This is a genomic window from Neolewinella persica DSM 23188, from assembly GCF_000373105.1.
Classification (GTDB): Bacteria; Bacteroidota; Bacteroidia; order Chitinophagales; family Saprospiraceae; genus Neolewinella; species Neolewinella persica.
Genome location: NZ_KB890420.1, coordinates 85,397 through 109,711, shown reverse-complemented (window position 1 = coordinate 109,711; position 24,315 = coordinate 85,397). Strand labels below are relative to the sequence as shown.

Here is a 24,315-nt window from a genome sequence, read left to right as displayed (position 1 = left end):
TGCTTTTTAGGGGGGTTATACGTAGGTAGTGAGCAGGTGAGGCATGATGAACCAGGTCATTATCAGGCCGCCAATGAAGAAGCCGATAACGGCGATCAGACTGGGGACCTGAAGGTTGGACAGCCCGCTAATGGCATGTCCACTCGTGCAACCACCCGCCCAACGGGTACCAAACCCAACCAGGAAACCACCAAAAAGGAGGAAGAACAGGCTGGCCCAGGACCATTCAGCAAGGCTGAACAATTCGTGGGGAACGAATCCCCCACCCTGCTTGCCGGAAGAAGGTGCGTCGATACTCAGCGAAGCCAGGTAAGCTTCAGTAGCGGAGGAAATGGCAACGGGATCAGGATTAGCCAGGAAAGTGGTGGCAATAAAACCGCCAATGACTGCACCGCCAATGAAGAGGAGGTTCCAACGCTGGGCTTTCCAGTCGAATTTGAAAAAGTCAACGTTCTTACCGGCTCCTGCGATGCTACACATCGTACGCAGGTTGGAAGAGACGCCAAACTGCTTGCCTGCGTAAAGCAGGGCGAACATAACGCCGGAAATGAGCAGTCCGCTCACCGACCAGTGCCAGGGGCCTTGGATGATATCTATCATAAGTATTTTATTAAAGGGAGCTAAGGGGCTCAAATAATGAGCTATTGACGGGTCTGTATTGACAGACTACTGGCTAAAAAATCGCTCGCCGACCCAATCTGCACCTACATTGTGCCTTGGCCGACGAGCGATTTTGTGAAAATAATTTATGCTTAAAGAACAGCCTCCACCGCCGCATCGACGGTTTGCTGACTCATTTTGGTTGGACACACGTAAGCAGATTTCTCCAGCCCCGTTTCCTTTATCGTGTCCCAGCCACCAAGAACATTCACGAGATTTTGAAAGCCCCTGGCCCGAAGGATGGAAGCAGCAATCAGCGAGCGGTAGCCGCTACCACAGTGAAGATGGTAGGTAGCATCGCGGTCCAGTTCATTGATGTGGCTGCCGTTGATGTAGTCGAGCGGGTAATTCTTCGCAACAAGCAAGTGTTCGGCAAGAAATTCGGTCGGCTTACGGGTATCCAGAAGGTGGATAGCGTTGTCGGCCTTAACGCGGCGTTCGAGTTCTTCGGCAGTAATGTTATCAATGCTGTCCGTATCACGACCGCTCGCCGTCCAGGCAGCAATTCCGCCCTCGAGGTAACCCAATACGTTGTCGTAGCCAACACGGGATAGCCGGGTAACTACTTCTTCGGACCGGCCCTCAGGGACGATTAACAGAATGGGTTGCTTAATGTCGATGATCAGGGCGCCGACCCATGGGGCGAATTGCCCGTCGATACCGATGTAAATGCTGTTCGGTACGTGGGCAGTGGAGAACTCCTTCCGGTCACGAACGTCCAGGACCAGTGCGTCTTCGGCATTGGCAAGGATTTCGAATGCTTCGGGGGAAAGCGGAAGATTTCCCTTGGCAAGAACGTCAGCAAAACTGTCGTAGCCCGCCTTATTCATCATCGCGTTCTTGGCAAAATACTGTGGTGCAGGCGTCAGGCCAGCCGTTACCTCCCGAACAAATTCTTCACGGGTCATGTCGGCACGCAGAGCATAGTTGGACTGTTTCTGCTCACCGAGCAAGCCAAAAGTATCCTTACTGAGGTTCTTTCCGCAGGCGGAACCGGCACCGTGAGCGGGGTATACGATCACCTCGTCGGCCAGTGGCATGATTTTTTCGCGGAGGCTGTCAAAAAGATAGCCAGCGAGGTCTTCCTTTGTCACCGTTCCCTGCTTAATGGCCAGGTCTGGCCGGCCGACGTCACCCAAAAAGAGGGTATCACCGGTGAAGATGGCGTAATCTTTGCCTGCTTCGTCGCGGAGTAGAAAAGTACTGCTTTCCATCGTATGACCGGGTGTGTGCAACACTTTGATGGTCACCTTTCCGAGTTGAAGCTCCTCGCCGTCTTTAGCGGAATAAACATCGTACTCGGGTTGTGCCATTGGTCCATATACAATGGTGGCACCGGTGGCTTTAGCCAGATCGAGGTGACCAGAGACAAAGTCAGCATGGAAATGAGTCTCGATGATGTACTTAAGCTTCGCTCCGGTTTGTTCCAGCTTTTCGAGATATGGCTTGGTTTCCCTAAGCGGGTCAATGATGACTGCCTCTCCGGCGCTTTCAATATAGTAGGCTCCCTGCGCGAGACAACCGGTATAAATTTGTTCGACTTTCATAATTTGTTTTTTCAGTGTGCAAAGTTAAGATCTAGGTAATCAGGCCTTCGTGATGCACATCACACGCCACTATTTTTTTATTGGTTGCACTGTGTCGCATGTTCAGGGCGCGGCCGCAGGTGCAGTGGCTGGTTGATTAGAGCAACGGCGTCGGCCACGTCAAAAGCGAAGAATTCGGCCCCCATTTTCTCCGTAATACCCGAATGAAAGAGGGTATCCCGGACGGGGCCAATAACGCCTGCCATGATCAACTTGGTGTCTTTGTTACTTAACTCCTCTAACAAATCCCGGAGGGAATCGGTTGCCGTGCTGTCCATAGAACTGATGCCTTCTGCGTTCAGTATGATGGTGCTAACGGGTTTCTCCCGCTGGCGGAGCGCGGTGGCTAACTGCTCGCGAAAATAACCGACGTTGGCAAAGAACAGGGGGCCGTCAAAGCGGAGGATCAGCACACCTGGAATAGTTTCTAATTCCGTGAACCGGTTCACATTCCGGTACACCCCGGTACCGGGTAGCCGGCCAAGTATGGCAAGGTGCGGGCGCATCCCCCGGTAGATGTGTACGGCCAGAGAAAGCGCCACCCCGATGCCAATACCAAGTTGAATACCAAGAAAAAGTGTTGCCATAAAAGTGGCGGCCAACATCCAGAAGTCGTTGCGATCCAATGACCAAAGGCGACGCGCTTCCTTTACGTCCACCAGCCCGAAGACGGCTACCATGATGATGGAGGCCAGCACGGCCTGTGGCAGGAAGTAGAATAGGGGCGTAAGGAAAAGGAGCGTAAGGACGATGAGCCCGGCACTGATCAAAGCCGCCAATTGCGTGTTGGCTCCGGCCTGATCGTTGACGGCCGTCCGGGAAAACCCTCCGGCCCCGGGGTAGCCGCCCACGAGTGCATTGCCGATGTTAGACGCACCTACAGCAATGAGCTCCTGGTTGGGAATTACCTTGTAATTGCCATGACGACGCTGCACGGCCATGCCTACGCCAATGGTCTCCATAAAGCTGACCAGCGCAATGGCCAGGGCGGTGGGAAATAACAACCCGATTTGCGCCATGGTGGGGAGCTGAAACTGAAGGGCAGGAAGTCCGGCAGGTATATCTCCGACAATCTTAACACCAAGCGCATTCAGGCCGAATCCCCAGGCAAGGAGTACAGCACCACCCACTACAAAGAGTGGTGCGGGAATTTTACGGTTAATCTTACGAAGACCAAGGATCAACAGCATACCACCAATACCAAGAGCAAGGGTGTAACCATTTGCTTTCCCCACATTACCAATGGCTGCCGTCATCGTTTCCAGAAAGGAGGTAGTTTTGCCAAGATCGACGCCCAATAGGTGCCGGAGCTGGCTGCTGGCAATGATGAGCGCTGCGGCGGAGGTAAATCCACTGATGACCGGACGGGAGAGGAGATCGACTAAAAAGCCAAGTCTAAACAGACCAGCCGAAAGTTGGATAACCCCAACCAACAGCGCGAGGATGGCCGCGAGCATGAGGTAGTTGCTTGTGCCAACCACGGCAATCGCACCTACGCCCAGAGCGGTAAGCATGGAGTCCATCGCCACCGGCCCAACGGCCAACTGGCGGCTGGTGCCAAGCATCGCGTAAAGAATCAATGGCAGTGTGGCGGCATATAAACCGTGAATGGGTGGCAGACCAGCCAATAAAGCATACGCCATCCCCTGAGGAATAAGCATAATACCGACGGTAAGACCAGCCGTAAGATCACCAGGCAACCAGTTTTTACGATAATTGGGAAGCCAGTCGGTAATCGGAAGCCAACGGAGTGAGGACATAGAGGACACAGGTAAAAGTTCTCCGCAAAGGTGATGACATACCTGACCACTAATCGGTGATGTACATCACACGGCTATCATCAGCCCATTAGAACCTCCTTGTCTATCGGAACGTTACTCCCCCAAACTGCATCGCGTGAAGAGTAAACTTTCGACGGAAGAAATAAAACAGTATTTCCCCGCTTTCATAGAACCAGGCTTACAACAGGTCCTCGCTAATGAGGGCCGATTGCTCCATTTTAAGGAAGGCGACGTCATCATGGACTACGGCGGCTACATACGAATGCTTCCACTGGTGCTTAATGGCACCATCAAGATCAGCCGCTTATCCGACGACGGATCAGAGCTTTTCCTGTATTATCTGAGCCGGGGAGAAAGTTGCACCATGACTTTTTCGTGTTGCATGCACGACAAACAAAGCGAGATTCGTGCCGTTGCCGAGGAAGACACCACCATCTTAGCTCTCCCACACCAAAGGCTGGACCAATGGATGATGAACTACAAAAGCTGGAAAAACTTTGTGATGACCGCCTATGATGACCGCATGAACGAGTTGATCAAAACCATTGATCAGATTACCTTTCACCAACTTGACAAACGGTTATTGGACTACGTTAACAAACGAGCGGCCATTCACCAGGACCAAAGTATCCTCACCACCCACCAAGAGATAGCAGATGACCTCAACGTTAGCCGGGAAGCGATCTCCCGCCTGCTAAAGGGCCTGGAACGACAAGGGAAACTTCGGTTGGGGCGCAACCAGATCACCCTCGTACAAAGCTGATCTGCGGGGTTGTCATTTGACGAACTACAAATGGGCAGGTGCAAGACCTTACTTTCGTACCCACCGCCACAAAACCAACGGTACCAGCACATGGGGTAATCTGATGATTACTTCAGGCAGCCACTGGGTCAGTAAAGTATTCCATTCAACGATGCCCTGATAACTCCACCAACGGGCCAGCGTGGTAAGTATGGCCCACGGAATGATCCAGCACAAAGCAATAAGCATTGCCTTGTTCCGGGGGATCAGCAGCAAAGCCGCGGCCATAAAGTCCAGCAGACCTGCACTAAACAGTAAATTACGAGCCACCCCCTCCCCTACGCCCAGGCTAGCTTGAGTCATCATCACAAAACTGGCCGGAACCGGGTGAACGCCGGCAGCGTAAAAGCCATGCCCAATAAAAGTCAAAGCTACTAAACACGTAGTGACCCTTACCGCTTCGACACTACCAAAAGAGTCAATCGTACTGTGACCTATGCCAATCTCAGGGCCTGAGTGCTGCGGCGGCATCGGTGAAAAACGCGCAGCGTTTTCACTCGTCCTCCCCCCTTGAACTTCTGCAGGCCGTCGCAACCGGCTTAGCCAACTCCTAAGGGTACCGTACGGTAGGTAAGAATCTTCCTTCGTTTGCTCAAAGCGGGTAAGCCCCCTCCCGCCACCATACTTCATGTAGAGCAGAGGAGTCGCCGTTAATAAGCTCAGCTCAAGCAATTGTCCTATTTGCCAAAAGTGTTCTTTCCAATTAAGAAAATTCTGGATGAGTAAAATAACAAAGGCGATCCATAAAGCTGTTTTGATGACTTTGGTATCCCGTTCTACCGTTATCACCAACCCGGCGATTACGATCATCACAATCCCGATAATGAGCTTTACTGTTTCAATCCCAGCATCGACGGATGCGCTGGTCACCCACTCCTTCCAGGACATTCCAACGAGACTTGCGCACCAGCCCCACCACTGTTCATCCCACACAAGCGCGCGGATCGGCAAATCGCTGAACAGGGCTCTTAAGCCTAAGCCCAGGCAGGCCGTTACGGTGGCAAAACGGAGGATGTATTTGACTTTGGGCATTCTTTACTCGTTACTGGGTTCAGGTTGCAGGATGTAACGTAACTCAAACACACTCAAGATCGCTCGCGGACATTTCCCTTTACTCACTGATCTTTAAAACCCTGGATATTGAGTATTGAGCCCTGAAAGCTGAGAACGGCCACTAATAATGCCCGCTGGACAGCATCACCAGGGTACACCCTACCTCCGTCTCAATACCTGCTTTTCTGGCAAGCATAGCGAGTTCGGGGTTTTCAGTTCCCGGGTTAAAGATGATTCTTCGCGGATGGAGGCCGATGAGCCAATCGTAATAAGGCGGCTGATGCCTCGAACCAAGATACAAAGTAACGGTATCAACGTCTTTTACAGTTGGTAAACCACCCAGAATTTCCACGCCTGCGACTTCCCCTTTCTTGATGCCAACGTTAATGATCTCATGCCCGTATTTCGTCAGCTTATTAGCCGCAAGAAAGGCGTAACGAGAAGGATTGGGCGTTGCGCCCAGAATCAGGGTTGCTGACATATAAGTAGTTATTACTGATCGAGAGTACGTTTTATCCTGGATGATTGTTTTAGCCGGGGAGATTAGTACAATGAACTTACCAAAAAGCCTCCAAGTCCCATCAGACTCTTTTGAAGGAGACCTCTTCCATCACCCAAAAGATGCCCTCCCACCATTTGGCATCCTGCAGTGGGTATTACCAAACATTCACTAAGTAACCTACGCAAAAACTAGCCGCTGGAAGTAAAAATTAACAAATGACAACTTTAATATTGTAAATCTTGTCTAGATTTGTATGAAAAGAGGAATTAGCGTTCGATCGTTAATTACAATAATCAAGAATTTGTGTTGTTCATAGTGTTTCTCATGAAAGGTCATCTTGACAACGGGTGACCTTTCCTTTTTCACCAGTTTCCTTCATCAATTTCCCTTTTGGCATGGAGAGAAGGATTTTCCAGTTACAGTAAGTTTTTGTCTTTTTTGTTGAAGTCTGCACAAACTACTTTTTCTAGCCTTGCTTAAAATTTTAGGCCATTTGAGTGCCCTCAAAGCAAATGTTAGTTCTACATTAACTGCGAATTCGATTTGACGCCTCCCATTTCAGCTAATTAGCATCTCTCAAAATGATTACACCCCTAACAGACTTCATCAAGAAGTACATTCATTTAACGGACCAAGACATCAGCGAAATTGAAGCCCGCGCAGTTTACAAATCTTTTAGTAAGGGAGATTTCATGCTGAAGGTCGACGAAGTAGCTAAAGAACTGTGCTTCATTTTCTCTGGTGTGCTCAGAGTTTACTACGTCGACAAAAGTGGAAATGAAGTTACCTACATGTTTATTAAGGAGGGTGACCTGTTTACTGAAACAACCAGTTTTTACAATGAATCTCCTTCAATATGCAGCATAAAAGCTGAAACCGATACGGAAGTTGTAATCTTTCCTAAGCCGGCCTGGCGGGAACTGAGAACATTAGTCAAAGATTGGGATTTTGCCATGAAACGTCTTTCTCAAGACCAGTTAATGCGTAAACTGAGATTTCAACGGCTAATGATCGATCAGGACGCAACAACAGCATATAAGGTCTTACTGGACAAAGAACCGACTATTGCACTTCGGGTTCCAGCCCATCATCTGGCATCTTATATGGGCATTACCCGGCACTCACTTAGCCGAATACGCAAAAAGATTGCCTCCGAAAATAAAAGTTAACATTTGGCAATTTGCGTGTAAGCCACACACACTAACTTTGCACACCTTTTAGGGGAGCTTTACTATACTTTTTTGTCAATTGCTCCCCAATATTAAGAATTTGTGTTGTTCAAAATGTTTCTCTCGAAAGATCTGCCTTTTTTAAGGCTGATCTTTCATTTCTACAGATACATTTGGAAATATTCCACACGGACAACGAGGTAAATTACTTCGACAGGCTTAATTGACCACAGCTAAGGAATAGATCTTTTACCTCAGATCTTCAAAAAGCATCTACGACCTTTCGGTCATTGCCAAGACGGGGAACTTTGTTTTGTCCACCAAGTTTCCCCTGGCTTTTCATGTACTCCCGGAAAGCACCGGGTTTAGTAGCTCTGACCACCAAAGGTCGCAGCACTTTCCCGGAGATCAGGTCCTGGTAATAAATATTTTGTCCCACCATAGCGGCATCGAGGTCAGTAGCAAACGCCTTCAGGTCGGCTGGCGGGCTGGCAAACTCGACGAACCACTCGTGGTAAGGCAGCCCTCCCTCTGGCGGGCTTACCTGTGGTGCAACGGTAAATTCGGTGACGCTCACATCATGCTTGGCAGTTGCTTCGTTCATGGCAGCTTCCACTTCCTTCCCGATCACGTGCTCCCCAAAGGCTGAAATAAAGTGCTTAATACGTCCAGTAACCTTAAGGCGGAAAGGGCGCAGGCTGACAAACTCCACCGTATCACCAATATTGTAGCCCCAGAGGCCGGCATTGGTGTTAAGAATTATGGCGTAGTTAACGCCGGTTTCAACCTGTCCCAGGCTAAGCCTGGTCGGGTTGTCATCAAAGATCTCTCCTGCTGGGACGAATTCGAAAAAGATTCCGGAATCGGCGTTGAGCAACAATCCGGGCTCGGTCTGGCTGTCCTGAAAAGCAATAAAGCCTTCGCTGGCCGGGTAGGTTTCTACACTTGGTATGCGCGCACCCACGAGCCGTTCTAGGCTTTGCCGGTAGGGTTCAAAGTTAACGCCACCATAGACGAACATCTCCAGATTAGGGAAAATCTCCAGGATAGTAGATTTACCGCTGCGGGCCAACAACCGTTCGTAGTACATCTGTACCCAGGGAGGAATACCGGAAATAAGGCGCATGTCGGCATGTATCGTCTCATCAACGATGCGCTCCAGCTTCGTTTCCCAGTCTTCAATGCAGTTGGTCTCGTAACTCGGTAATTGGTTGGTCCGAAGCCAGGCCGGGACCTGATGATTGACGATGCCACTTAGTCGGCCCGTTTTAATGCCGTTTGTATCCGACATTTCGGGGCTGCCGCTGAGAAAGATCATTTTTCCGTCCAGCCAACGGCTTTTACCCGTCTCTGCGATGTAATTGAACAGGGCGTTACGAGCCGAGCCAAAATGATTGGGAATGCTTTGGCGCGTCAGTGGAATGTATTTAGCCCCACTGGTTGTCCCACTGGTTTTAGCGAAATACTTGGGCTTACCAATCCAGCTTACGTTGCTCTCTCCAGCCCTGATTCGGTCAGCGTAAGGCTTAAAGGCCTCGTAATCACCGATGGGCACCCGGGCCTTAAAGTCTTCATAGGTTTTAATTCCGGCGAAATCGTGGTCTTTGCCGAAGGCCGTATCTCTGGCGGTACGCACCAGGTCAGCCCGGATTTCCTGCTGTGCCAAAACTGCCCGTGCGGCGGAGGAATTAACCTGGCGGCGGACAAAATAAGCGTAAGGTTTGAGTATCCTTGATTTCATGTGAAGGTTGAGTTTTCCCCCTTCCAGTTACGTGGAAACCATTACCAGAAGGTGATTTTCGACGGCAAAGATACGAGCAAGGCCTTTTGAATAAGGATATTTTCACCAGGATCAGGGCGTGGGCGCAGGTGCAGTGGAATGGATTAATGGAGCAAAGAAAAAGGGAAGCATTGGATTACGGCTCATTCAAGACGCCACCTACCCGCCTTGCCTTCAACCAGTCTTTGTACCTGCGGCCCCGCCAAAATCGAATGGCATCAAGCGCCACTTATACCAACCAGGTTCCGGACCTGGAGGTCAGGAACCTACTACGAGTAGTTCGCCCAAGGCTAAAAAGGTGCGGGAATACCTACTGCGGTATTTTCACCTCATAGCTATTGCCCGTACTCACCGTAAGCGAGCCACTGATCAGCCAGGGATTGTACAACTTCAGCATGCGGTAACTGGTGCCATTCTCCTGCGCAAAATCGCCAAGATTGGAGATGCTCTTGTCCACCGTAATGGTCTTGTATTGGTCGAGTGCCGGATAATGATCCACCTCATCGATTTCATAGCCGAAGTTAGTGGGCGTTTTTAAAATAGTCTTCAGAGCCACGATGCGAAAGAGGTAAGCCATCGTTTCATTATTGATGTCAAGATCGAAGACGGAAGAGGCCCGCTGGCGTTCCTTCCATTTGCGGGCGTTCGGCCCGCCCATGTTATAGGCCGCTGCGACCCACCGCCAGTCGCCAAATTCCTTGTGGTAATCTTTCAGGTACTTACAGGCCGCGCGGGTGGCCTTTTCCAGATGATACCGTTCGTCAACCTCGCTGTTGATTTCCAGGCCGTAGCCTTTTCCGGTCGGCGACATAAACTGCCAGACCCCTTTTGCCCCCGCTACACTAGTGGCATTGCTCAGGCCGCTTTCCGCAACCGCCAGGTATTTGAGGTCGTCGGGCACTCCTTCCTCGGCCAGAATTCTTTCGATGGTTGGAAAATACCGGGTCTGCAGTTTCAACAGCAGGATTGTATTCCGATGAAAATAGGCGTTGCGCAACAACTCCTGGTCGAGTCGCTCTTTAACATCGAAATTATCAGCTACAGGAATTTCTTCCCCGGCAAAGGTAAAAGGACCACTCAGGTCAACGGGCCTTACGCGTTGCGGCAATTGTAATCCGTTATTAAGGTCAGCGTCCTGATGCACGGTTTGATCTGTCGGATTAGGATTGACCTTTTCCGCACCAGCCAACAATAACCATCCGGTCAAAAAAACTAACCCGATGCCGATACCGGTAAATAGATGTCTCATATTATGTTTTTTAACAACTCAGCTATAAAAGGCTAGCTGTCGCCTTTCGTGCGCTTCTAAATCAGCTTCAGCCACCAAAAAACAGCACTTAAGCCCCGTTTAATATTTAGACCTAAAAATGAAGGTGCCTTTTTCAACCAGTCAGGAGCTTATTGGAAACGCAAAATACCAATGACTTATTCCCGTTTACCCTTTCCTCTCGTATTTTTTTTTATGTTTGTTGTCGCTGGAGAATCCATCTGGATTTTTCCATAACCTACTTTCACTGATCATTCATGTCAGCCACTAATCAGCTTAACGAACGACAAGACATTGTCCTTCGCCTCATCCGGGCTCAGGATGAGGAGGGGATGCGTCAGTTATTCAACCATTATGGTGGTGCGCTGATGACCATACTTCAGCCGATTCTGCCGCAAAAAGAGGTAGCAGAAGAGGTGTTGCATGATGTATTGATGAAAGTCTGGAACAACATTGAAAGTTACGACGCTTCCAAAAGCAGGTTCTTTACCTGGATGGCCCGAATTGCAAGAAATGCGGCCATCGATAAGACGCGATCAAAAAATTACCGAAAGAATCGTAAAACCGATGAGATCGATGATTCCGTAAGTAGACGCAGAGAGCTTAGTCAGACGCCCTCAATTGATCATATCGGAATCACGGCTATTCTTGATAAACTCGATGCTAGTCATCGGGCCATCATCGAATTGCTTTACCTTCAGGATTACACTCAATCAGAGGCCGCCAAAAAACTTGAACTTCCATTAGGAACGGTCAAAACCAGGTCGCGTCGTGCGATCATGCAACTCCGTGAGTTGTTGAAGCACGAAATGGGCTGGCTCCTCATTATTTCATTACTCTACAATCTATTTCATACTTAACGAATTTTGGATATTAAGCAGTACATAACCTCCGGCATACTGGAACTTTACGTTCTGGAACGCTTAGAACCCGCAGAAATGCGGGAGGTGGAGGCTAATGCCCTACAGCATCCTGAAATCCGCTCCGAAATAGATCAGATCGAACAAGTACTGGAAGCTTTCGCCATCGCCGCAGCGCCGGAGGTTAGCCCCGAAATACTGGATCGCCTGTTGAAAGAAGCCAAAGGAAAAAAGGCACCAGCCTCCACCCCGGAAAGAACAGCGGATGTACCTACTCCAGCCACCAGTTCTTCTTTTGCCTGGATTCCCTGGCTACTTGCAATTGCCGCCCTCGCCGCTCTTCTCTACGCTTATACCCAACTGGGCAATCGGACGGAAGAACTTCAGGATGTGCAAGGTCGGTTAGAAATCCTGCAGAAAGACTGCGACGAAAACCAGGAGGTGATCCGTGCCGCCCAACAACGCCTCAACGAAGTAACCAATCCTGCCACTCAAGGTATTATCCTGGCTGGAACCGACAATGCACCCGACAAACAGGCCATTGTCTTCTACAACCAGGCAACCAACAAAACCCTGTTCAAGGCCGTCAACCTACCGCCACCACCTGCTGGTAAGCAATACCAACTGTGGGCCATCGATGCCGACGGGCCAAAAGACCTCGGCGTTCTGGCGCTCGATCTGGAAGGAAATGTTGTCCTGGAAGTAAATTACCTTCCTGCAGTAGCGGCATTTGCCATTACGCTGGAGGACGAAGGCGGAAAACCTGCACCGGACCTTTCTACGCTGCAGGTTTATGGTGATGTTGCAGGTTAAGGCTTAGTCATCAGTTATCAGGACTCAGGCTATAGGATGCAGTGTTCAGGCATCGGGATCAGTTATCAGGACTCAGGCTTAAGTGTGCAGTGTTCCAGCTTCTCATCAGATCAAAATCATCAATGGACGGGCTGAAACAAGTGACACACAGCACACAAAAGGCACAAAAACACTCTCCACCTTTTTGTGCCTTGTGTGTTTTCTGTGAATTATGTGCTTAATTGAAACAGTCGGGAGTCAAACAGCTACGAAGGCATTTCTGAATAGATATCTAAAACCATCTTTATCCTTCCACGAGCGCAAGCGAGCACCCCCGTGCGGCAGAGCTCCGTGACTCCTTGACTCTCTGACTAAATCTCTTCCCGCCGTTCCAAAATATCCCAGGTATGGTCGCCCAGTAATCTGATGGTAGCGATGTAGTTGTAAGGAAGTCGGGGGCCCCACTCTACCGGACTAATCATACTGAGCAGATTTTGCCCGTTCTCCCGGCAGTAGAGGTAATACGTTCGTCCGATGATGGGATCGATGCCCATTTCTGCTTCATAGATGCGTTCACTGATCGTCATCCGATTTTGGATCTCATTGGCCTGACGCGCCAACAATTCGATCTGTGCTTTGATTTGGTCGAGCTGCATATCCGTCTGCTCGTACATCGCCGACATGGCCAATCCCTTAACCTTTCCGGCATCCATCGGTTTGATCGTCGCTCCGCCACGCTCATGCGCGTAGGGCAAAAGCCCGGGGTTCTCGGCGATCTTCTCCGGATCAATCGGGTTAATAAAGCTTTCCATCGGGGTGTTGTCTTTATCCTTTTTGGCCATATCTGGTAGTAACGGGCTGGAAGGAGAATGGTTTTTTCTTTAGCCCGTAAATCAAACGCTATTCTCTCCTGGCAAGGTCCCTAAAGATAGATTTTCGGGGAGCATATTGCCTGATCAACTGATTGCGGGCATGATGGGGAAAGGCAGTAACGGCGTTGCTCAGCAACTCGTGTAACGACGGCGGGTATTGGTAGCCCCCCTGAGTAGGGCAAGCCGGCAAAGCCCTGGCGTCGCCATCCGAAAAACGGTAAGTATTGGACCAGGTCTTCCAGGAAGACAAAGTGCTGATCCATTCCGGCTGCTCGCTTCCCGGCAGATAGGTACGCACCTCTCCGAAAGCACATGCGCCAGCTTCCTGTTGGCATTCCGTCACCGAAGCATAGACCGTTTTGTAGTGTTCAATAACAACGATCTTCTCGACGACGGTTGAATCGTTGATCCGTTCTTTTACCTTTTTTCTCTCGACCCAATCCAGCACTTCTTTTTCGTACTGGATGGTGTTACACGTCTCGGTGGGTAAGTTCTCAGAATAGTGGGTAAAACTCACTTCGGCTTCCAGGTCAATCCGTTCACCCGCCGCCTGGGTCAGGATGGTGGTCCAGCCACGGTCAAAACGTTTGAAGCGGCGGAGGCCTTGCGTCAGCTCATAATCGAATTCTCCTGACCCGGCGTAAAGCAGGACACGCAGGGTGCCGATATCCTGTAACTCCGTTCTGAGGCGCTTAAATTCGGAATTGCGTTCAGGCAAGAAATAGGCAACTTTCTGGTGCAAAGACCAGGCTTCACGAGCGGCGGGTTTCTCGCCCGCCAGCGCCGGCTGGAGAAGTGGCCGGACCAACGCCAGGTAATGGTCGCCCGCCTTTTTGCGGGCGTCTTCCCGTTGTGCTTCCAGGGTTGCGGGCAGCAGTTCGGGGTGACGTTCCAATTCTCTGGCCCGTGGTGCGATTGTCACCAGGTCCAGGCTGCGCTTGTGCAGGTCGGAATAAAGTTCGTACAGGGGTGCCCATTTATCACTACCCGATCTTCGTAATATTTCCGTAGTGTGGGCATAATCCCGGGCCTGAACCGCTGCGTAAGCATCCAGAAACTGTTCCAGGTGTTTGATTTTGGGGGCGCGGTCGCGGGTGCAATGTTTGCGTGCTTTCGCGTAAGCTTTTTCAAATTCACCATTCTCCAAAAGTTTGGGAACGGATGTACAGCCGGCAAAAAGAAAGCAAAGAAGTATGGGAAGCAGGTATAAATTCTTCATGTTAAGGGTTTGACATGAAGGTAAATGATGGCCCACCGCAAAGGTGTTAGGGTTGATTTAAAGGTGAGTTGTGAAGGTGTTAAGGTATCGACTATATTGAGAGCTAGTATTCAATAAACGAAAATCCATGATAACCTCCGAGGCCCTTCTTATCAATGAAAAAACCGATACCGTCGCTTACCTCAACACATTAGAAAAAGAAGTTGCTGCTGGTCACTTAACTCTCCTTCCGGCTGATTCAATGCACAAAGAATCTGACAATTCATGGGTATCTCGTCGTTACCTTGACCATCAATCGGGAGATATTTTTCGTCTAAAGGGACCTATGGGCGGTCTTGCTGATCAATATTTCTTAAGGCGGGAGATAGTCCGTACAAAAACTGCCTTAGCCAATGGAACCATTCTTGTGGAATCAGATTACAACTTTCGATTTCTCAAACCTCCGCTGTTCGGCGGTGCCTCTCTTCGTATGGAATTGACCCCTCCCTTTCCGGATAAAAACGCTACTAGTCTGACTATCGATCTCTCCACTTGCCAGTACCGAGTCAGCAATGAGATCAATAGACAATTAGTAGACGCCGTGACCATCAATTCAATCACTCGCAGTTTCACTTTCAGGCGCTCCTTATTTTCAACAGTTACCGTACGTGTCACTAGTCTAATCATTCATAGTATTGACACCGGTTTCGACACAGTGGACTATACCATCAGGCGCTGTCTCGATCAGGCTTTCGATGATGGCCAAGACGAACCGACTGTTACACTAGATAATGGACTAACCATTAAAAAACCTAGCCTGAGAAATAGCGGAAGCCTTTCCGTGAACATCATCCCCAGAACGGACTAGTTGGATAACCCACCTAGGGAATGCTCATTGCTCCTTTCCCTTATCCCTTGCACCTGCGGCCCCGCCCTGAATAAAACATAGCGAATTTTCGCTATAAACCCCTTGTCCACCCCACCCCATTACTTTACCTTTGGCCACATGGTACAGTCGATCATTTTTATTCTGGTAGCCGCTGCGGCACTGGGCTACGCTTTCGTCGGTTTTCGTAAGGTTTACCAAAACATTCATCTGGGTAAAAAGGAAACCGTCTCGGGACCAACGGGCGAACGTTGGAAAAATATGGCCCTGGTGGCCATGGGGCAGAAAAAGATGTTTAAGCGCTTGATTCCTGCGGTGCTCCATTTTATGCTTTACGTCGCCTTTGTTTTTACGCAAATCGAATTGATCGAGATATTCATCGACGGCGTTTTTGGTGTCCATCGCTTTTTTGCGGTGCCGTTGGGTGGTTTTTATAACTTCATCATCAGCACCATCGAGGTATTGTCCGTACTAGCCTTTATTGCTACGGTCATCTTCCTGATTCGGCGCAACATCTTGTTTATTCCCCGCTTTAATAAGCCCGAAATGTCGGGTTGGCCCAAACTCGACGCCAACCTGATCCTCATTTTCGAACTCATGCTATTGGCCTTTATTTTCACCATGAACGGTACCGACGAAGTCCTGCAAAGCATGGACCCGGCCCACTACCCAGATACCAACCTGGCCATTACCGGCTGGCTGGGCCCCGCTATTTTTGGCGGCCTTGGCCAGGGGACACTCAGTATCCTCGAGCGCGTCGGCTGGTGGGGACATATTTTAATGGTCTTTGTTTTTCTGGGTTACCTACCTGCTTCCAAGCACCTGCACATTCTTTTGGCCTTCCCCAACACCTGGTTTGCGCGCCTGAAGCCAGCGGGTGAGATGGAAAATATGCCCGCCATTATGGAGGAGGTAAAATCCATGATGGGTCTCGGTGATCCCAATGCTCCGGAGCCCGACATGAATGCAGAACTGCCAGAATTCGGGGCCAACGACATCTTTGAGATGAGCCAAATCGACCTGCTCGGTGCCTACACCTGTACTGAATGCGGCCGCTGCACGTCGGTTTGCCCTGCCAACATCACCGGTAAAAAGCTCAGTCCGCGGAAGATCGTTATGGACCTCCGTGACCGCTCAGAGGAAGTTGGCGAAAAGATCCGTTCCGGAAATGCCGAATACGCCAAAGACGACACCCTACCCGTTTCAGCAGATAACTTCGACGACGGCAAGACCCTCTGGGATTTTATTTCCCGCGAAGAGGTTCATGCCTGTACCACCTGTAATGCCTGCGTGGAAGCCTGCCCCGTCCTGATCAATCCGCTGGAGATGATCACGAAGCTGCGCCGCCACGAAATCCTTACCGAAGCCGCCGGACCTCAGGACTGGCTGCCGCTGTTCAACTCGATTGAGAACCAGCAGCGGGCCTGGAGTGTGGGGACTTCACGAACTGCCTGGACTGAGGAGTAAAAAAATGAGAGATTGAGAGAATAATAGAATGGGAGAATACCCCGTCATCATATTTTTCATTAACAAGTAAAATCAGGTCTGGAATGTCAACTAGGTTTACCGATATACTGAATCAAGGGATTGATAATATTTTGCCTGACCCTACTTTCTCAGTTGCTGATGTTCTTAATAGTGAAGGAATCGATGGAAATTCCATGTTGGTGGCAGACCCTGCTTCTGATTACGGCCAACCTAAGCGAAAATCGAAGGAAGAGTTCGTTATCTGGCTAAAAACACGAACTAAACGAGCTGCCATTGACATCGTGAACTTACTGGAGAAAACAGGAACCTCCCCTGGTGTGAATGTAGTAAGGTACCAGCTGATAAAATCAGCGACTTCGGCTGCAGCCAACTATCGTGCCGCATGCCGAGCCAGATCAGGCAGAGGGTTCTACGCTAAAATGTGTATGTCGTTGAAGAGACGGACGAGACCATGTTTTGGCTTGAAGTCTTGGATGAATCTGAGATTATAGTCGATAAGGACAAAGTCCGAATTTTCCAAAAGGAATGGCTTCAAATTCTTAAAATAATGGCGAAGGCTAAGGAAAATGCATCTCGTTCAGTAAATAAAGGGTAATTCCCTCATTCTCTTATTCTTCCATTCCTTCATTCTCTTATTCTCACATTCCTTTATTCTCTAACTCACCCAATCACTACTATGACTGTAAAAACAATGGCCGAATTCGCCGCCGAAGACAAAACTCCCGAGATCCTTTTCTGGGTAGGCTGTGCCGGTTCCTTCGACGATCGGGCCCAGAAAGTAACCCGTGCATTTGCTGAGATCCTAACTTCGGCTGGCATTGATTTCGCCGTCCTGGGCGACGAAGAGGCCTGCACCGGAGACCCCGCCCGGCGCGCTGGCAATGAGTTCCTCTTTCAGATGACCGCCCTGCAGAACATCGAAGTGCTGAACATGTACAAGGTTAAAAAGATGGTGACGGCCTGTCCGCATTGTTTTAACACCATCAAGAATGAATACCCCGTACTTGGAGGGAATTACGACATTGTACACCACACCCAGTTACTGCAGGAACTGATCGATAGTGGGCGGATAAAGATGACGGAGGGTGGAACCTTTAAGGGCAAGCGCATTACGTACCATGACAGCTGTTATCTGGGCCGCGCCAACGGCATTTATGAAGCCCCCCGGGCGGTCCTCGAATCCATCGACGGGCAGTTGGTGGAGATGAAGCGAAGCAAGACCAACGGACTTTGTTGTGGCGCCGGTGGCGCCCAGATGTGGAAAGAGGACGAATCCGGAGAAAAGCGCATTAACGTAGAACGAGTTGAGGAAGCTCTGGGTACTGGAGCGGAGGTAATCGCCGTAAACTGTCCTTTTTGTCTAACGATGATGAAGGACGGCGTTACCGGAAAGGAGAAGCAGGATTCAGTGATGGTGTATGACCTGAGTGAGTTGATTGTTAGTCAGATGGCTAAGTGATGAGGCCCTACAGAATATTGAGCAGGTAAACCGTCAGGAAACTAAGCACCGCCAGCGCCAGCCCGCCAACAAAGGTGTTATAGCTGATGGTAAGCAGGAGGTATTTTTTGTGCATCACCTGCCCCAGGTCATAGAGATCCTTGGCCAGGTCATCATACAGCGCATTCTGGTCGAGTTTCATGGTGGCCATGTACTCAATAAATTCCTTCTTTTCGAGTTTGAGAAAGTTACCAAAATACAGGAGACTTGCTTCTTTACTCTTGATGAGTTTATCCTTCTTGATCCGATATTCGGTTACACTTGGCCGTGCGGAAAACACCGCAAAGATGACGGCAATCAGAGAGCTGAGCAGTAAGCTGATGATGGGTACTAGGAATTCCGGATTCTCAAAGAATACATCCTCGAAAAAGCTGAGACTGGCACCTGATACCGTAATGACGATCGACAAAATGATCGTGTTGATCGAGATCATCATGTTCGCCTTACCGTCGGCAATCCTGCTAAGGTTAATGTGGTTCCGAAATGCCGTACGATACATCGTGTCAATGCCGCGTCCAAAGTTTTTACCGGTCCGGGCCTTAACCTCCTTTTGTTCAATCTTGTAGTTATCGCTTTGTTGGCTACTGACATTCTTGCGCCGGCGTTTGTCATATTTCCTTTTACCAACGGAGGTGAGGTAATTGAAATTGAGCAGTAAATTCTGCATTTCTTCCCCAAATTTTATGGGATCTCCCTCTTTACTGGCGATCGCGTCTCGTTCCAGTTGTAAGAGGTTACTGCGGCGATCAAATCGCTTACGCCCTAACCAACTCCAGCAGGCATCGTGCAATATGCGAACCGGTAGCAGGCTGTCCTGGTCGGCGTTCTTTACCGCTTTCAGCCAATCCGCAGCAGTTCCGTCAGGAGAAGAAAGGTCCAGGCCTTCAGCTCCGGCCCAGGCCTTCAGCTCTTCGACGGAGGTATCCTGAAATTTTTTGTGCCCATTAATGTAACCGAGCGGATAAAAAAGGGCGACGATCCTTAGAAGAAACTGGGTGTTTTCATCCAGTTCAGTTTTTTCCATCAGGTCGTCCAATGCTCCTTCGATCTCAGACGAATAGGCAAAGTTGTGAAACAGATATTTGGGGGCCAGGCGGGCATCAAACCGTTCGTGGACGTGAGCTCTTGCTCTTTTCAGCAGCTCATCTTTGTCCCCCTTTTTCTTATCCTGGCTCATTATTTATTCCCTTTTACCTGCGTTACGTTACGCTTAAAGGTAGCGACAATTCCATTTTTCCCTCTGCCCTCACTACTGATGAACAGATCTCCTGCTTCATTGAAAGTGATTCCTTCCGGTTGGCTGAAAATTTTCTCCTTAAGTAACTCAATGTGTTTTATTTCACTTTCGCGCCCAATGACAATCAATATTTTCCCTACGGAGGCCAATACGTAAATGTCTTTAGTGACCGGATCTACTGCGATACCACTTGGTTTAAAGCTATATCGGGCAATTTTTCCATAAATTATTTCTCCAACCTCCAGTTCATCAATGTAAAAAAGTGGCTGGAAGGCCAGTACTGAATCTGCCAGGTTGAAACCATAGATTCCGTGTCGGTATTTGTCCTCATCTGATGGGTTAAGCTCCTGCTCTTTAGGTACAATTAACAAATGACCGGTAGCGGGATCCAGACAAATTCCTTCCGTATCATTTCTATAGCTGAAGGATGTTTCCAGTTTATCAGCTTCGAAGATTTCCTTCCCTTCCGCATAAACCAGGTGGTGAATATCTCCGTCTCGTTCCAGTACATAAATATTGTCTCCCTTTCTTGCGACCCCTTCGTAGTCGCGGTCCTTACCAAAGGAAAGCTCATGCTTCACTTTTCCCGTATTGGTATTAAGAACAAATAATTTGCCGTCCTCATCCTGAACGGCCAGCACCTCATCGTCAGCCCGCCATGGGGCCAGACCACTGATTTCCTTAAGGTCCTTAGGCACATCTACCACAATATTAGGTTGGTCGAAGTTGAAGGCAAAGCCGTAATCCGGGTCTACCGGAAAGTGCTCTAAATCAGGACTTTGAGTATAGGTTACTACCCCGTACCCACCAGCAAGAAGCACCACTCCCCCCAGGATGAGTAACGACAGCAGATTCGGTTTATCAAGTAAGCTCATTGTATCCAAGTTTAAAATGGGAAGCCAGCAGCAAAAGCAAAACGCTTCTGTTCACTATCCTGAAAATAGGTAAGGCTGAGAATAGTTGCCCCCAATGGAGCTGCCCACAAGCCACCTCCATAGCCAACGTGCCAAACATCGCTGTCTTCCCCATCGAGCCATACCCGGCCGTAGTCCATACCCAGGATGAACCCTGCCACCGTAGGTGCTTCTTTTTTGCCCAGGGCAAAGCCCAGGAAACGAAGGTCGATATTGTGTACAAACATCGTGTTCCCACGGTACCGATCAGCTCGTGCAGACCGGTAATTGGTTCGCCCACCCATCGTAGCCAGTTGGTAGTACTCCGGGGAACCGTCGTTGTGTTCAATACTGATGCGTGTGGCAAAATTGATCGCCTTGGTAATCATGCGGTAAAAGCTGAACTGTCCACCCACTTTCAGGGTCGATAACCCGTCATCCTTCAGGTTCCACGACTGACTGGCGTAAAGGTCATATTTGATGCCGTTGTCGGCCATCAACGGGATGGCAAGGTTGTCTGCACTTAACCGTGCTTTGATACCACCAAACGGTTGATCGTTAAAAATACGATCAGGAATACCTTCGGTATTTCGAATCAGGGCAAAGTCAGGCGTATCGTCATCCAATTCGTAGGCGTGGTAGAAAGGTCCGATACCGAATTCCAGCCGATTGCGTTTACCCCGGAACCGGAACATAGGATTCACCATGATTTCGCGTCGACGGGCGCGGTTATATTCGAGGATCAAATCATCATCCAGGCCTTCAATTTCTCCTTCCTCTGGTTGCCCCGGGCCTTCGTTGCCCAAGCCGAAAAAGTTAGCTACGTAGCCATCACTGTAAAAATGAGTTTTTAGCAAAAAGTCTTTCTTTCTACCAAAGAAGTCGTTAAATATCCCGTCATATGACAGCTTTAAAAATTCGTTGGTACTGTAAGTAGCCAGGGCGGTGTGGCGTGTTTTGAAGGGGTCCGGACGGAAGCCATGGTTGGTTCTGGAAAAGCCCAGGCCAATCAACAAACCGTCGTCCACGTTGAACCCAAAAGCAGGGACTGGTGTGGTGTAGTCGGGATAGTATTCTTCAAAATTGTACTGATTAAGTTCCGGGTGTTGGTCATTTCGTAAGTCCTTAACGTGCGAGGTTTCCCCAGAGAACTTCATCCCTTTTTTTTCGTCGTAGGCCTTTGCCCTAAGGCTGCCGGAGGCCACTACTTCATCGCCGTCAGTACCCCCTATCAACCGAAGCCGGACGTCACTTTTGCTTCCGGAAAGTTCAAAACGATCATCACCATCGAGACCATAGATCACAACTTCCTTTGTTTCGTCCTTGTGAAAAACACGATCAAAATATTTCTCATCAGCTTCCCCTTCCTTACTCGCATCAAAAAGCTGCACATGAAGATCACCGTTTTCCAACCCCATGGCCTGGATTACGTCATCCTTTTCCGTCCCCAAAACATTCACCTTCTCCGCAAGGTCAGCATAATAATCTGCGGCTGCTTCCTCCAGGTGGGTCATCCTTTCTTTCAGCTTCTCCCCAATTTTTTCTTGTTCCAGGCTAAAAGCTTTGACTTCTTTCGGGAAAAACTCCATTGCCTCATCAATCACTTCGGGCGTGATGGTTTCAACAATGGTCCTGGCCTCCGCCAGCATTTCCTCTCGTGTCAGTTGGTTCAGGAATAAGCGGTCATTCCACTTACCGTTCATGGCCCGCCATTTTATTTTATTCAGCTCTCCGGTAAAGGGACGGAACTTACGGGCTTCCCCAACGAAAATCCGGGCTGCGCCCAGTAACCCTCCGTCGTAGTTTGAGTAAACCTGATCTCGGTCACGGGCCACGGGAACGTAGCGTGTACGGCCGTCATCTTCCTTAAAAGATGCCCAACGCCATTGGTCCCGGTGTCGGTCCCAATCACCGATCCATATATCAAAGAGCCGGGCACGGGCGTAATTATTATCGTCAGCGTATGACTTCCAGTTCTTCGTCAGTGCCTCGCGCATATCAGAATTACTGATGATTTTTTTACTTCCGCCGAAGTAAGGAGTGTCACTCCAATCCTCATCCGGCCGTTGTTCCAGCCAGTACATTTCTCCTCCAAAATTGGTATTGTACGCCCCGAGTCCCGATTGTTTCGGGACATAGAACAAATAAGGATCAGCCCCAAACAATCCCAGTTTTCGCTGCATTATCGGCAGCGTAAGTGGCGCATAAGGATGAACACTCGTAAAAACATCGGCTGTAAGATCAGCCGCAAAGGACTTTTCCAGCATACTGGGCAACAGCTGCGCCGGATTTTTCCGAACGGAGCGCATTTGGTAAAGATGACCGTCTCCTCCTTTGGTATGCAAACTCATGGTGGCCATACCGCCACCACGCCGGTAGGGTTCCAGGCCGCCAAAGATGGTATCGACGTTCAGTACCGGCACTTCAATTGGCACATAGTAAAGTGAGCGATAATGTCGGCCAAGAATACCTTTCGCCAACATATTTTTCTCGTCTTCTTCTTTGCCGTAAACCGAGGACTTAACAACCGTTTCCGTAACGGGCTCAATCTTCACTGCCTCAATCCCTTCGTCCTGTTGCTTAAAACGGTCTTCAATTACCCGCCGGTAGAACATCCGGTCTTCCTGCCCATCCTCGTTAACCGTATAAAACCCAAGGTACACCTCACCCGAATCGTAAAAATCAATCCGGCTGTAACCGACCTGCCCATAAACGAAATTGGCGTCATTCCCACCACGGGCAGGACCGCGAACACTCCCCGAACCAGCAACCACCTGGAGGTATTCCTTTTCGTGCACCAGCATCATATTCTGCTCATGAGCGCTAACGAAGATGACGTTGATCTCGTCATCGATACCAGCCTTCACCTTATTGACAAATTGCTGATAAAGTAGGCTGTTCACGTCTTGAGGGCCTCCGCCTACACTCTGAATTCCCCGCAGCACTGACCCAATAACTGGCAGGGGCAAATAAGCTCCGGGAATAACGTCAGTAAGCGGAAACAGGTGCTGTTTGATACTGTACTGTCCTCCCCGGTTTCCATTGCCCTGTAATGGGTGGTGCATCATAACGATTTTCACCTGATCCCGGTAGCCTTTGATTTCATCCGTCAGCGCAAAAAGCATCGCGTCCCGATTACGGTAATCACACCCCTCGCTAACCTCCTCATCCCGCGTCCAATCCGCCATGAACCAAGCGGTATTTATGCCGATCAGCCCAACTCGATCGTATAATTGTTCATCGTCAGGACCAGAACAGGTCCTATTGGGCATGAAGCGAACTTTCTTCTTGATGTTCTCTTCGAAGTAATCTTCCAGGCGGTCCAGCCGGCCAAATTTACTGGCTCGGCCAAGCTCATTTTCACCGGGCGTATAGAAAACTTTCCCTGGTACTTTCAACAGGCGCTGGCCGATAGCGTCAAGGTGGTCACGTTCGGCGCCCCCTTCCTTTTTAAGCCCTTCTTCACCAGTAATGTCCCCCAGCAAAAGCAGAGAACTTTTCTTTTTCCCTTCTGGCATTGCACGAATCATGGCATCGAGCGTGGTAAGCCCCCGATCGTAGTCGTACCCAAGATCTCCAACCAGGAAGGTGGAATATTCAAGCGCACCGGAAGGGGCAGCTTCGCTGGTCAGCCCTTCCAGGTCCATCTCATGGACTTTATAATCAGCACAGGAAACAAGAAGTGCCATCAGACAAAAAATGCCCGGTAGATAATGTGATCTTTTCAAAGCGAGTGGTTAGTCAATTAGTAGGTCTATAACCACATGGCTCTCGGAGAGGTTCGCTTAAAGTGTTACTCCTGACAACATCAGGGGAAAAGATTTAGAAAAATCCACTTAAGGCCCTGGTTTCTAGTGGTCAGTTAATAACCCGGCGCGGACGCAGGTGCATAAAAAGCAGTTTAAAAGGCAGACAAAAACCTTTTTAACCTATTCTGGTAGAGAAAACTGGAGGCGACTTTCTTTTATGTTTATACTTGACGCACAAAAAG

20 protein-coding genes are annotated in these 24,315 nt (G+C 49.4%); 8 read left to right on the top strand and 12 right to left on the bottom strand.

What is annotated here, in order from left to right; genetic code table 11:
• Positions 1-15: 15 nt before the first annotated feature.
• From B036_RS0106540 to B036_RS28330, 3 genes are all read right to left on the bottom strand, one after another.
• On the bottom strand, positions 16-600 hold the full coding sequence (locus B036_RS0106540; RefSeq protein WP_020567894.1) for a YeeE/YedE family protein: 585 nt from the start codon (positions 598-600) through the stop codon (positions 16-18).
• Between the two features lie 152 nt (positions 601-752).
• Complete coding sequence (locus tag B036_RS0106535; RefSeq protein ID WP_020567893.1) at positions 753-2,207, bottom strand: MBL fold metallo-hydrolase; 1,455 nt, start codon at positions 2,205-2,207, stop codon at positions 753-755.
• A 77-nt stretch (positions 2,208-2,284) separates the two neighbouring features.
• A complete protein-coding gene (locus tag B036_RS28330) occupies positions 2,285-4,006 on the bottom strand; it encodes a SulP family inorganic anion transporter (protein WP_020567892.1) in 1,722 nt (573 codons plus the stop codon).
• A 136-nt stretch (positions 4,007-4,142) separates the two neighbouring features.
• Here B036_RS28330 and B036_RS0106525 point away from each other — a divergent pair, with 136 nt between their 5' ends.
• Positions 4,143-4,790 (top strand): Crp/Fnr family transcriptional regulator, encoded by a 648-nt coding sequence (locus B036_RS0106525; protein ID WP_020567891.1) that lies wholly within the window; start codon positions 4,143-4,145, stop codon positions 4,788-4,790.
• A gap of 48 nt (positions 4,791-4,838) precedes the next feature.
• On the opposite strand, the gene B036_RS0106520 is transcribed toward B036_RS0106525, so the two are convergent.
• Together B036_RS0106520 and B036_RS0106515 are read right to left on the bottom strand one after the other, a co-directional pair.
• On the bottom strand, positions 4,839-5,861 hold the full coding sequence (locus B036_RS0106520) for a hypothetical protein (protein WP_020567890.1): 1,023 nt from the start codon (positions 5,859-5,861) through the stop codon (positions 4,839-4,841).
• 142 nt (positions 5,862-6,003) lie between these two features.
• Entirely contained in the window at positions 6,004-6,363 is a 360-nt protein-coding gene (locus B036_RS0106515; RefSeq protein ID WP_020567889.1) for a CoA-binding protein, read from the bottom strand.
• Between the two features lie 602 nt (positions 6,364-6,965).
• Here B036_RS0106515 and B036_RS0106510 point away from each other — a divergent pair.
• A complete protein-coding gene (locus B036_RS0106510) occupies positions 6,966-7,553 on the top strand; it encodes a Crp/Fnr family transcriptional regulator (RefSeq protein ID WP_020567888.1) in 588 nt (195 codons plus the stop codon).
• Positions 7,554-7,815: 262 nt separating this feature from the next.
• Here the strand turns inward: B036_RS0106510 and B036_RS0106505 are convergent, their stop codons facing one another.
• Positions 7,816-9,294 (bottom strand): GH3 auxin-responsive promoter family protein, encoded by a 1,479-nt coding sequence (locus tag B036_RS0106505; RefSeq protein WP_020567887.1) that lies wholly within the window; start codon positions 9,292-9,294, stop codon positions 7,816-7,818.
• A 349-nt stretch (positions 9,295-9,643) separates the two neighbouring features.
• On the bottom strand, positions 9,644-10,582 hold the full coding sequence (locus tag B036_RS0106495) for a lytic transglycosylase domain-containing protein (protein WP_020567886.1): 939 nt from the start codon (positions 10,580-10,582) through the stop codon (positions 9,644-9,646).
• 275 nt (positions 10,583-10,857) lie between these two features.
• Here B036_RS0106495 and B036_RS28325 point away from each other — a divergent pair, with 275 nt between their 5' ends.
• On the top strand, positions 10,858-11,460 hold the full coding sequence (locus tag B036_RS28325; RefSeq protein ID WP_020567885.1) for an RNA polymerase sigma factor: 603 nt from the start codon (positions 10,858-10,860) through the stop codon (positions 11,458-11,460).
• A 6-nt stretch (positions 11,461-11,466) separates the two neighbouring features.
• Positions 11,467-12,273, top strand: coding sequence for an anti-sigma factor (locus B036_RS0106485; RefSeq protein ID WP_020567884.1), 807 nt, complete (start codon positions 11,467-11,469; stop codon positions 12,271-12,273).
• Positions 12,274-12,623: 350 nt separating this feature from the next.
• On the opposite strand, the gene B036_RS0106480 is transcribed toward B036_RS0106485, so the two are convergent.
• Both B036_RS0106480 and B036_RS0106475 read right to left on the bottom strand, forming a co-directional pair.
• On the bottom strand, positions 12,624-13,094 hold the full coding sequence (locus B036_RS0106480; RefSeq protein ID WP_020567883.1) for a DUF2452 domain-containing protein: 471 nt from the start codon (positions 13,092-13,094) through the stop codon (positions 12,624-12,626).
• A 58-nt stretch (positions 13,095-13,152) separates the two neighbouring features.
• Positions 13,153-14,343 carry a hypothetical protein gene (locus tag B036_RS0106475; RefSeq protein ID WP_020567882.1) on the bottom strand — a complete coding sequence of 397 codons (1,191 nt, stop codon included), beginning with the start codon at positions 14,341-14,343 and terminating at the stop codon, positions 13,153-13,155.
• Positions 14,344-14,470: 127 nt separating this feature from the next.
• On the opposite strand from B036_RS0106475, the gene B036_RS0106470 reads away from it, so the two are divergent.
• From B036_RS0106470 to B036_RS0106455, 4 genes are all read left to right on the top strand, one after another.
• Positions 14,471-15,190, top strand: a complete 720-nt coding sequence (locus B036_RS0106470) for a hypothetical protein (protein WP_020567881.1) — start codon at positions 14,471-14,473, stop codon at positions 15,188-15,190.
• 102 nt (positions 15,191-15,292) lie between these two features.
• Positions 15,293-16,675, top strand: coding sequence for a (Fe-S)-binding protein (locus B036_RS0106465; protein WP_245557448.1), 1,383 nt, complete (start codon positions 15,293-15,295; stop codon positions 16,673-16,675).
• A gap of 83 nt (positions 16,676-16,758) precedes the next feature.
• Positions 16,759-17,187: a four helix bundle protein gene (locus B036_RS34540; RefSeq protein ID WP_157472062.1), complete on the top strand. Its 429-nt coding sequence runs from the start codon at positions 16,759-16,761 to the stop codon at positions 17,185-17,187.
• Between the two features lie 185 nt (positions 17,188-17,372).
• Positions 17,373-18,155, top strand: coding sequence for a (Fe-S)-binding protein (locus B036_RS0106455; RefSeq protein WP_020567878.1), 783 nt, complete (start codon positions 17,373-17,375; stop codon positions 18,153-18,155).
• Between the two features lie 7 nt (positions 18,156-18,162).
• Here B036_RS0106455 and B036_RS28320 read toward each other — a convergent pair whose 3' ends face one another.
• From B036_RS28320 to B036_RS0106440, 3 genes are read right to left on the bottom strand one after another with little or no spacing between them, the layout of a single operon-like run.
• A complete protein-coding gene (locus B036_RS28320; protein ID WP_020567877.1) occupies positions 18,163-19,371 on the bottom strand; it encodes a Pycsar system effector family protein in 1,209 nt (402 codons plus the stop codon).
• Positions 19,371-20,306 (bottom strand): hypothetical protein, encoded by a 936-nt coding sequence (locus B036_RS0106445; protein WP_020567876.1) that lies wholly within the window; start codon positions 20,304-20,306, stop codon positions 19,371-19,373. Before B036_RS0106445 ends, B036_RS28320 begins: the two co-directional genes overlap by 1 nt.
• An 11-nt stretch (positions 20,307-20,317) precedes the next feature.
• Complete coding sequence (locus B036_RS0106440) at positions 20,318-24,052, bottom strand: BamA/TamA family outer membrane protein (RefSeq protein WP_157472061.1); 3,735 nt, start codon at positions 24,050-24,052, stop codon at positions 20,318-20,320.
• Between the last annotated feature and the right edge of the window lie 263 nt (positions 24,053-24,315).

Coding starts and splice junctions, on each gene's coding strand:
- B036_RS0106540 (WP_020567894.1), bottom strand. CDS start 600: ATGATAGATATCATCCAAGGCCCCTGGCACTGGTCGGTGAGCGGACTG.
- B036_RS0106535 (WP_020567893.1), bottom strand. CDS start 2,207: ATGAAAGTCGAACAAATTTATACCGGTTGTCTCGCGCAGGGAGCCTAC.
- B036_RS28330 (WP_020567892.1), bottom strand. CDS start 4,006: ATGTCCTCACTCCGTTGGCTTCCGATTACCGACTGGCTTCCCAATTAT.
- B036_RS0106520 (WP_020567890.1), bottom strand. CDS start 5,861: ATGCCCAAAGTCAAATACATCCTCCGTTTTGCCACCGTAACGGCCTGC.
- B036_RS0106515 (WP_020567889.1), bottom strand. CDS start 6,363: ATGTCAGCAACCCTGATTCTGGGCGCAACGCCCAATCCTTCTCGTTAC.
- B036_RS0106510 (WP_020567888.1), top strand. CDS start 6,966: ATGATTACACCCCTAACAGACTTCATCAAGAAGTACATTCATTTAACG.
- B036_RS0106505 (WP_020567887.1), bottom strand. CDS start 9,294: ATGAAATCAAGGATACTCAAACCTTACGCTTATTTTGTCCGCCGCCAG.
- B036_RS0106495 (WP_020567886.1), bottom strand. CDS start 10,582: ATGAGACATCTATTTACCGGTATCGGCATCGGGTTAGTTTTTTTGACC.
- B036_RS28325 (WP_020567885.1), top strand. CDS start 10,858: ATGTCAGCCACTAATCAGCTTAACGAACGACAAGACATTGTCCTTCGC.
- B036_RS0106480 (WP_020567883.1), bottom strand. CDS start 13,094: ATGGCCAAAAAGGATAAAGACAACACCCCGATGGAAAGCTTTATTAAC.
- B036_RS0106475 (WP_020567882.1), bottom strand. CDS start 14,343: ATGAAGAATTTATACCTGCTTCCCATACTTCTTTGCTTTCTTTTTGCC.
- B036_RS0106470 (WP_020567881.1), top strand. CDS start 14,471: ATGATAACCTCCGAGGCCCTTCTTATCAATGAAAAAACCGATACCGTC.
- B036_RS34540 (WP_157472062.1), top strand. CDS start 16,759: ATGTCAACTAGGTTTACCGATATACTGAATCAAGGGATTGATAATATT.
- B036_RS0106455 (WP_020567878.1), top strand. CDS start 17,373: ATGACTGTAAAAACAATGGCCGAATTCGCCGCCGAAGACAAAACTCCC.
- B036_RS28320 (WP_020567877.1), bottom strand. CDS start 19,371: ATGAGCCAGGATAAGAAAAAGGGGGACAAAGATGAGCTGCTGAAAAGA.
- B036_RS0106445 (WP_020567876.1), bottom strand. CDS start 20,306: ATGAGCTTACTTGATAAACCGAATCTGCTGTCGTTACTCATCCTGGGG.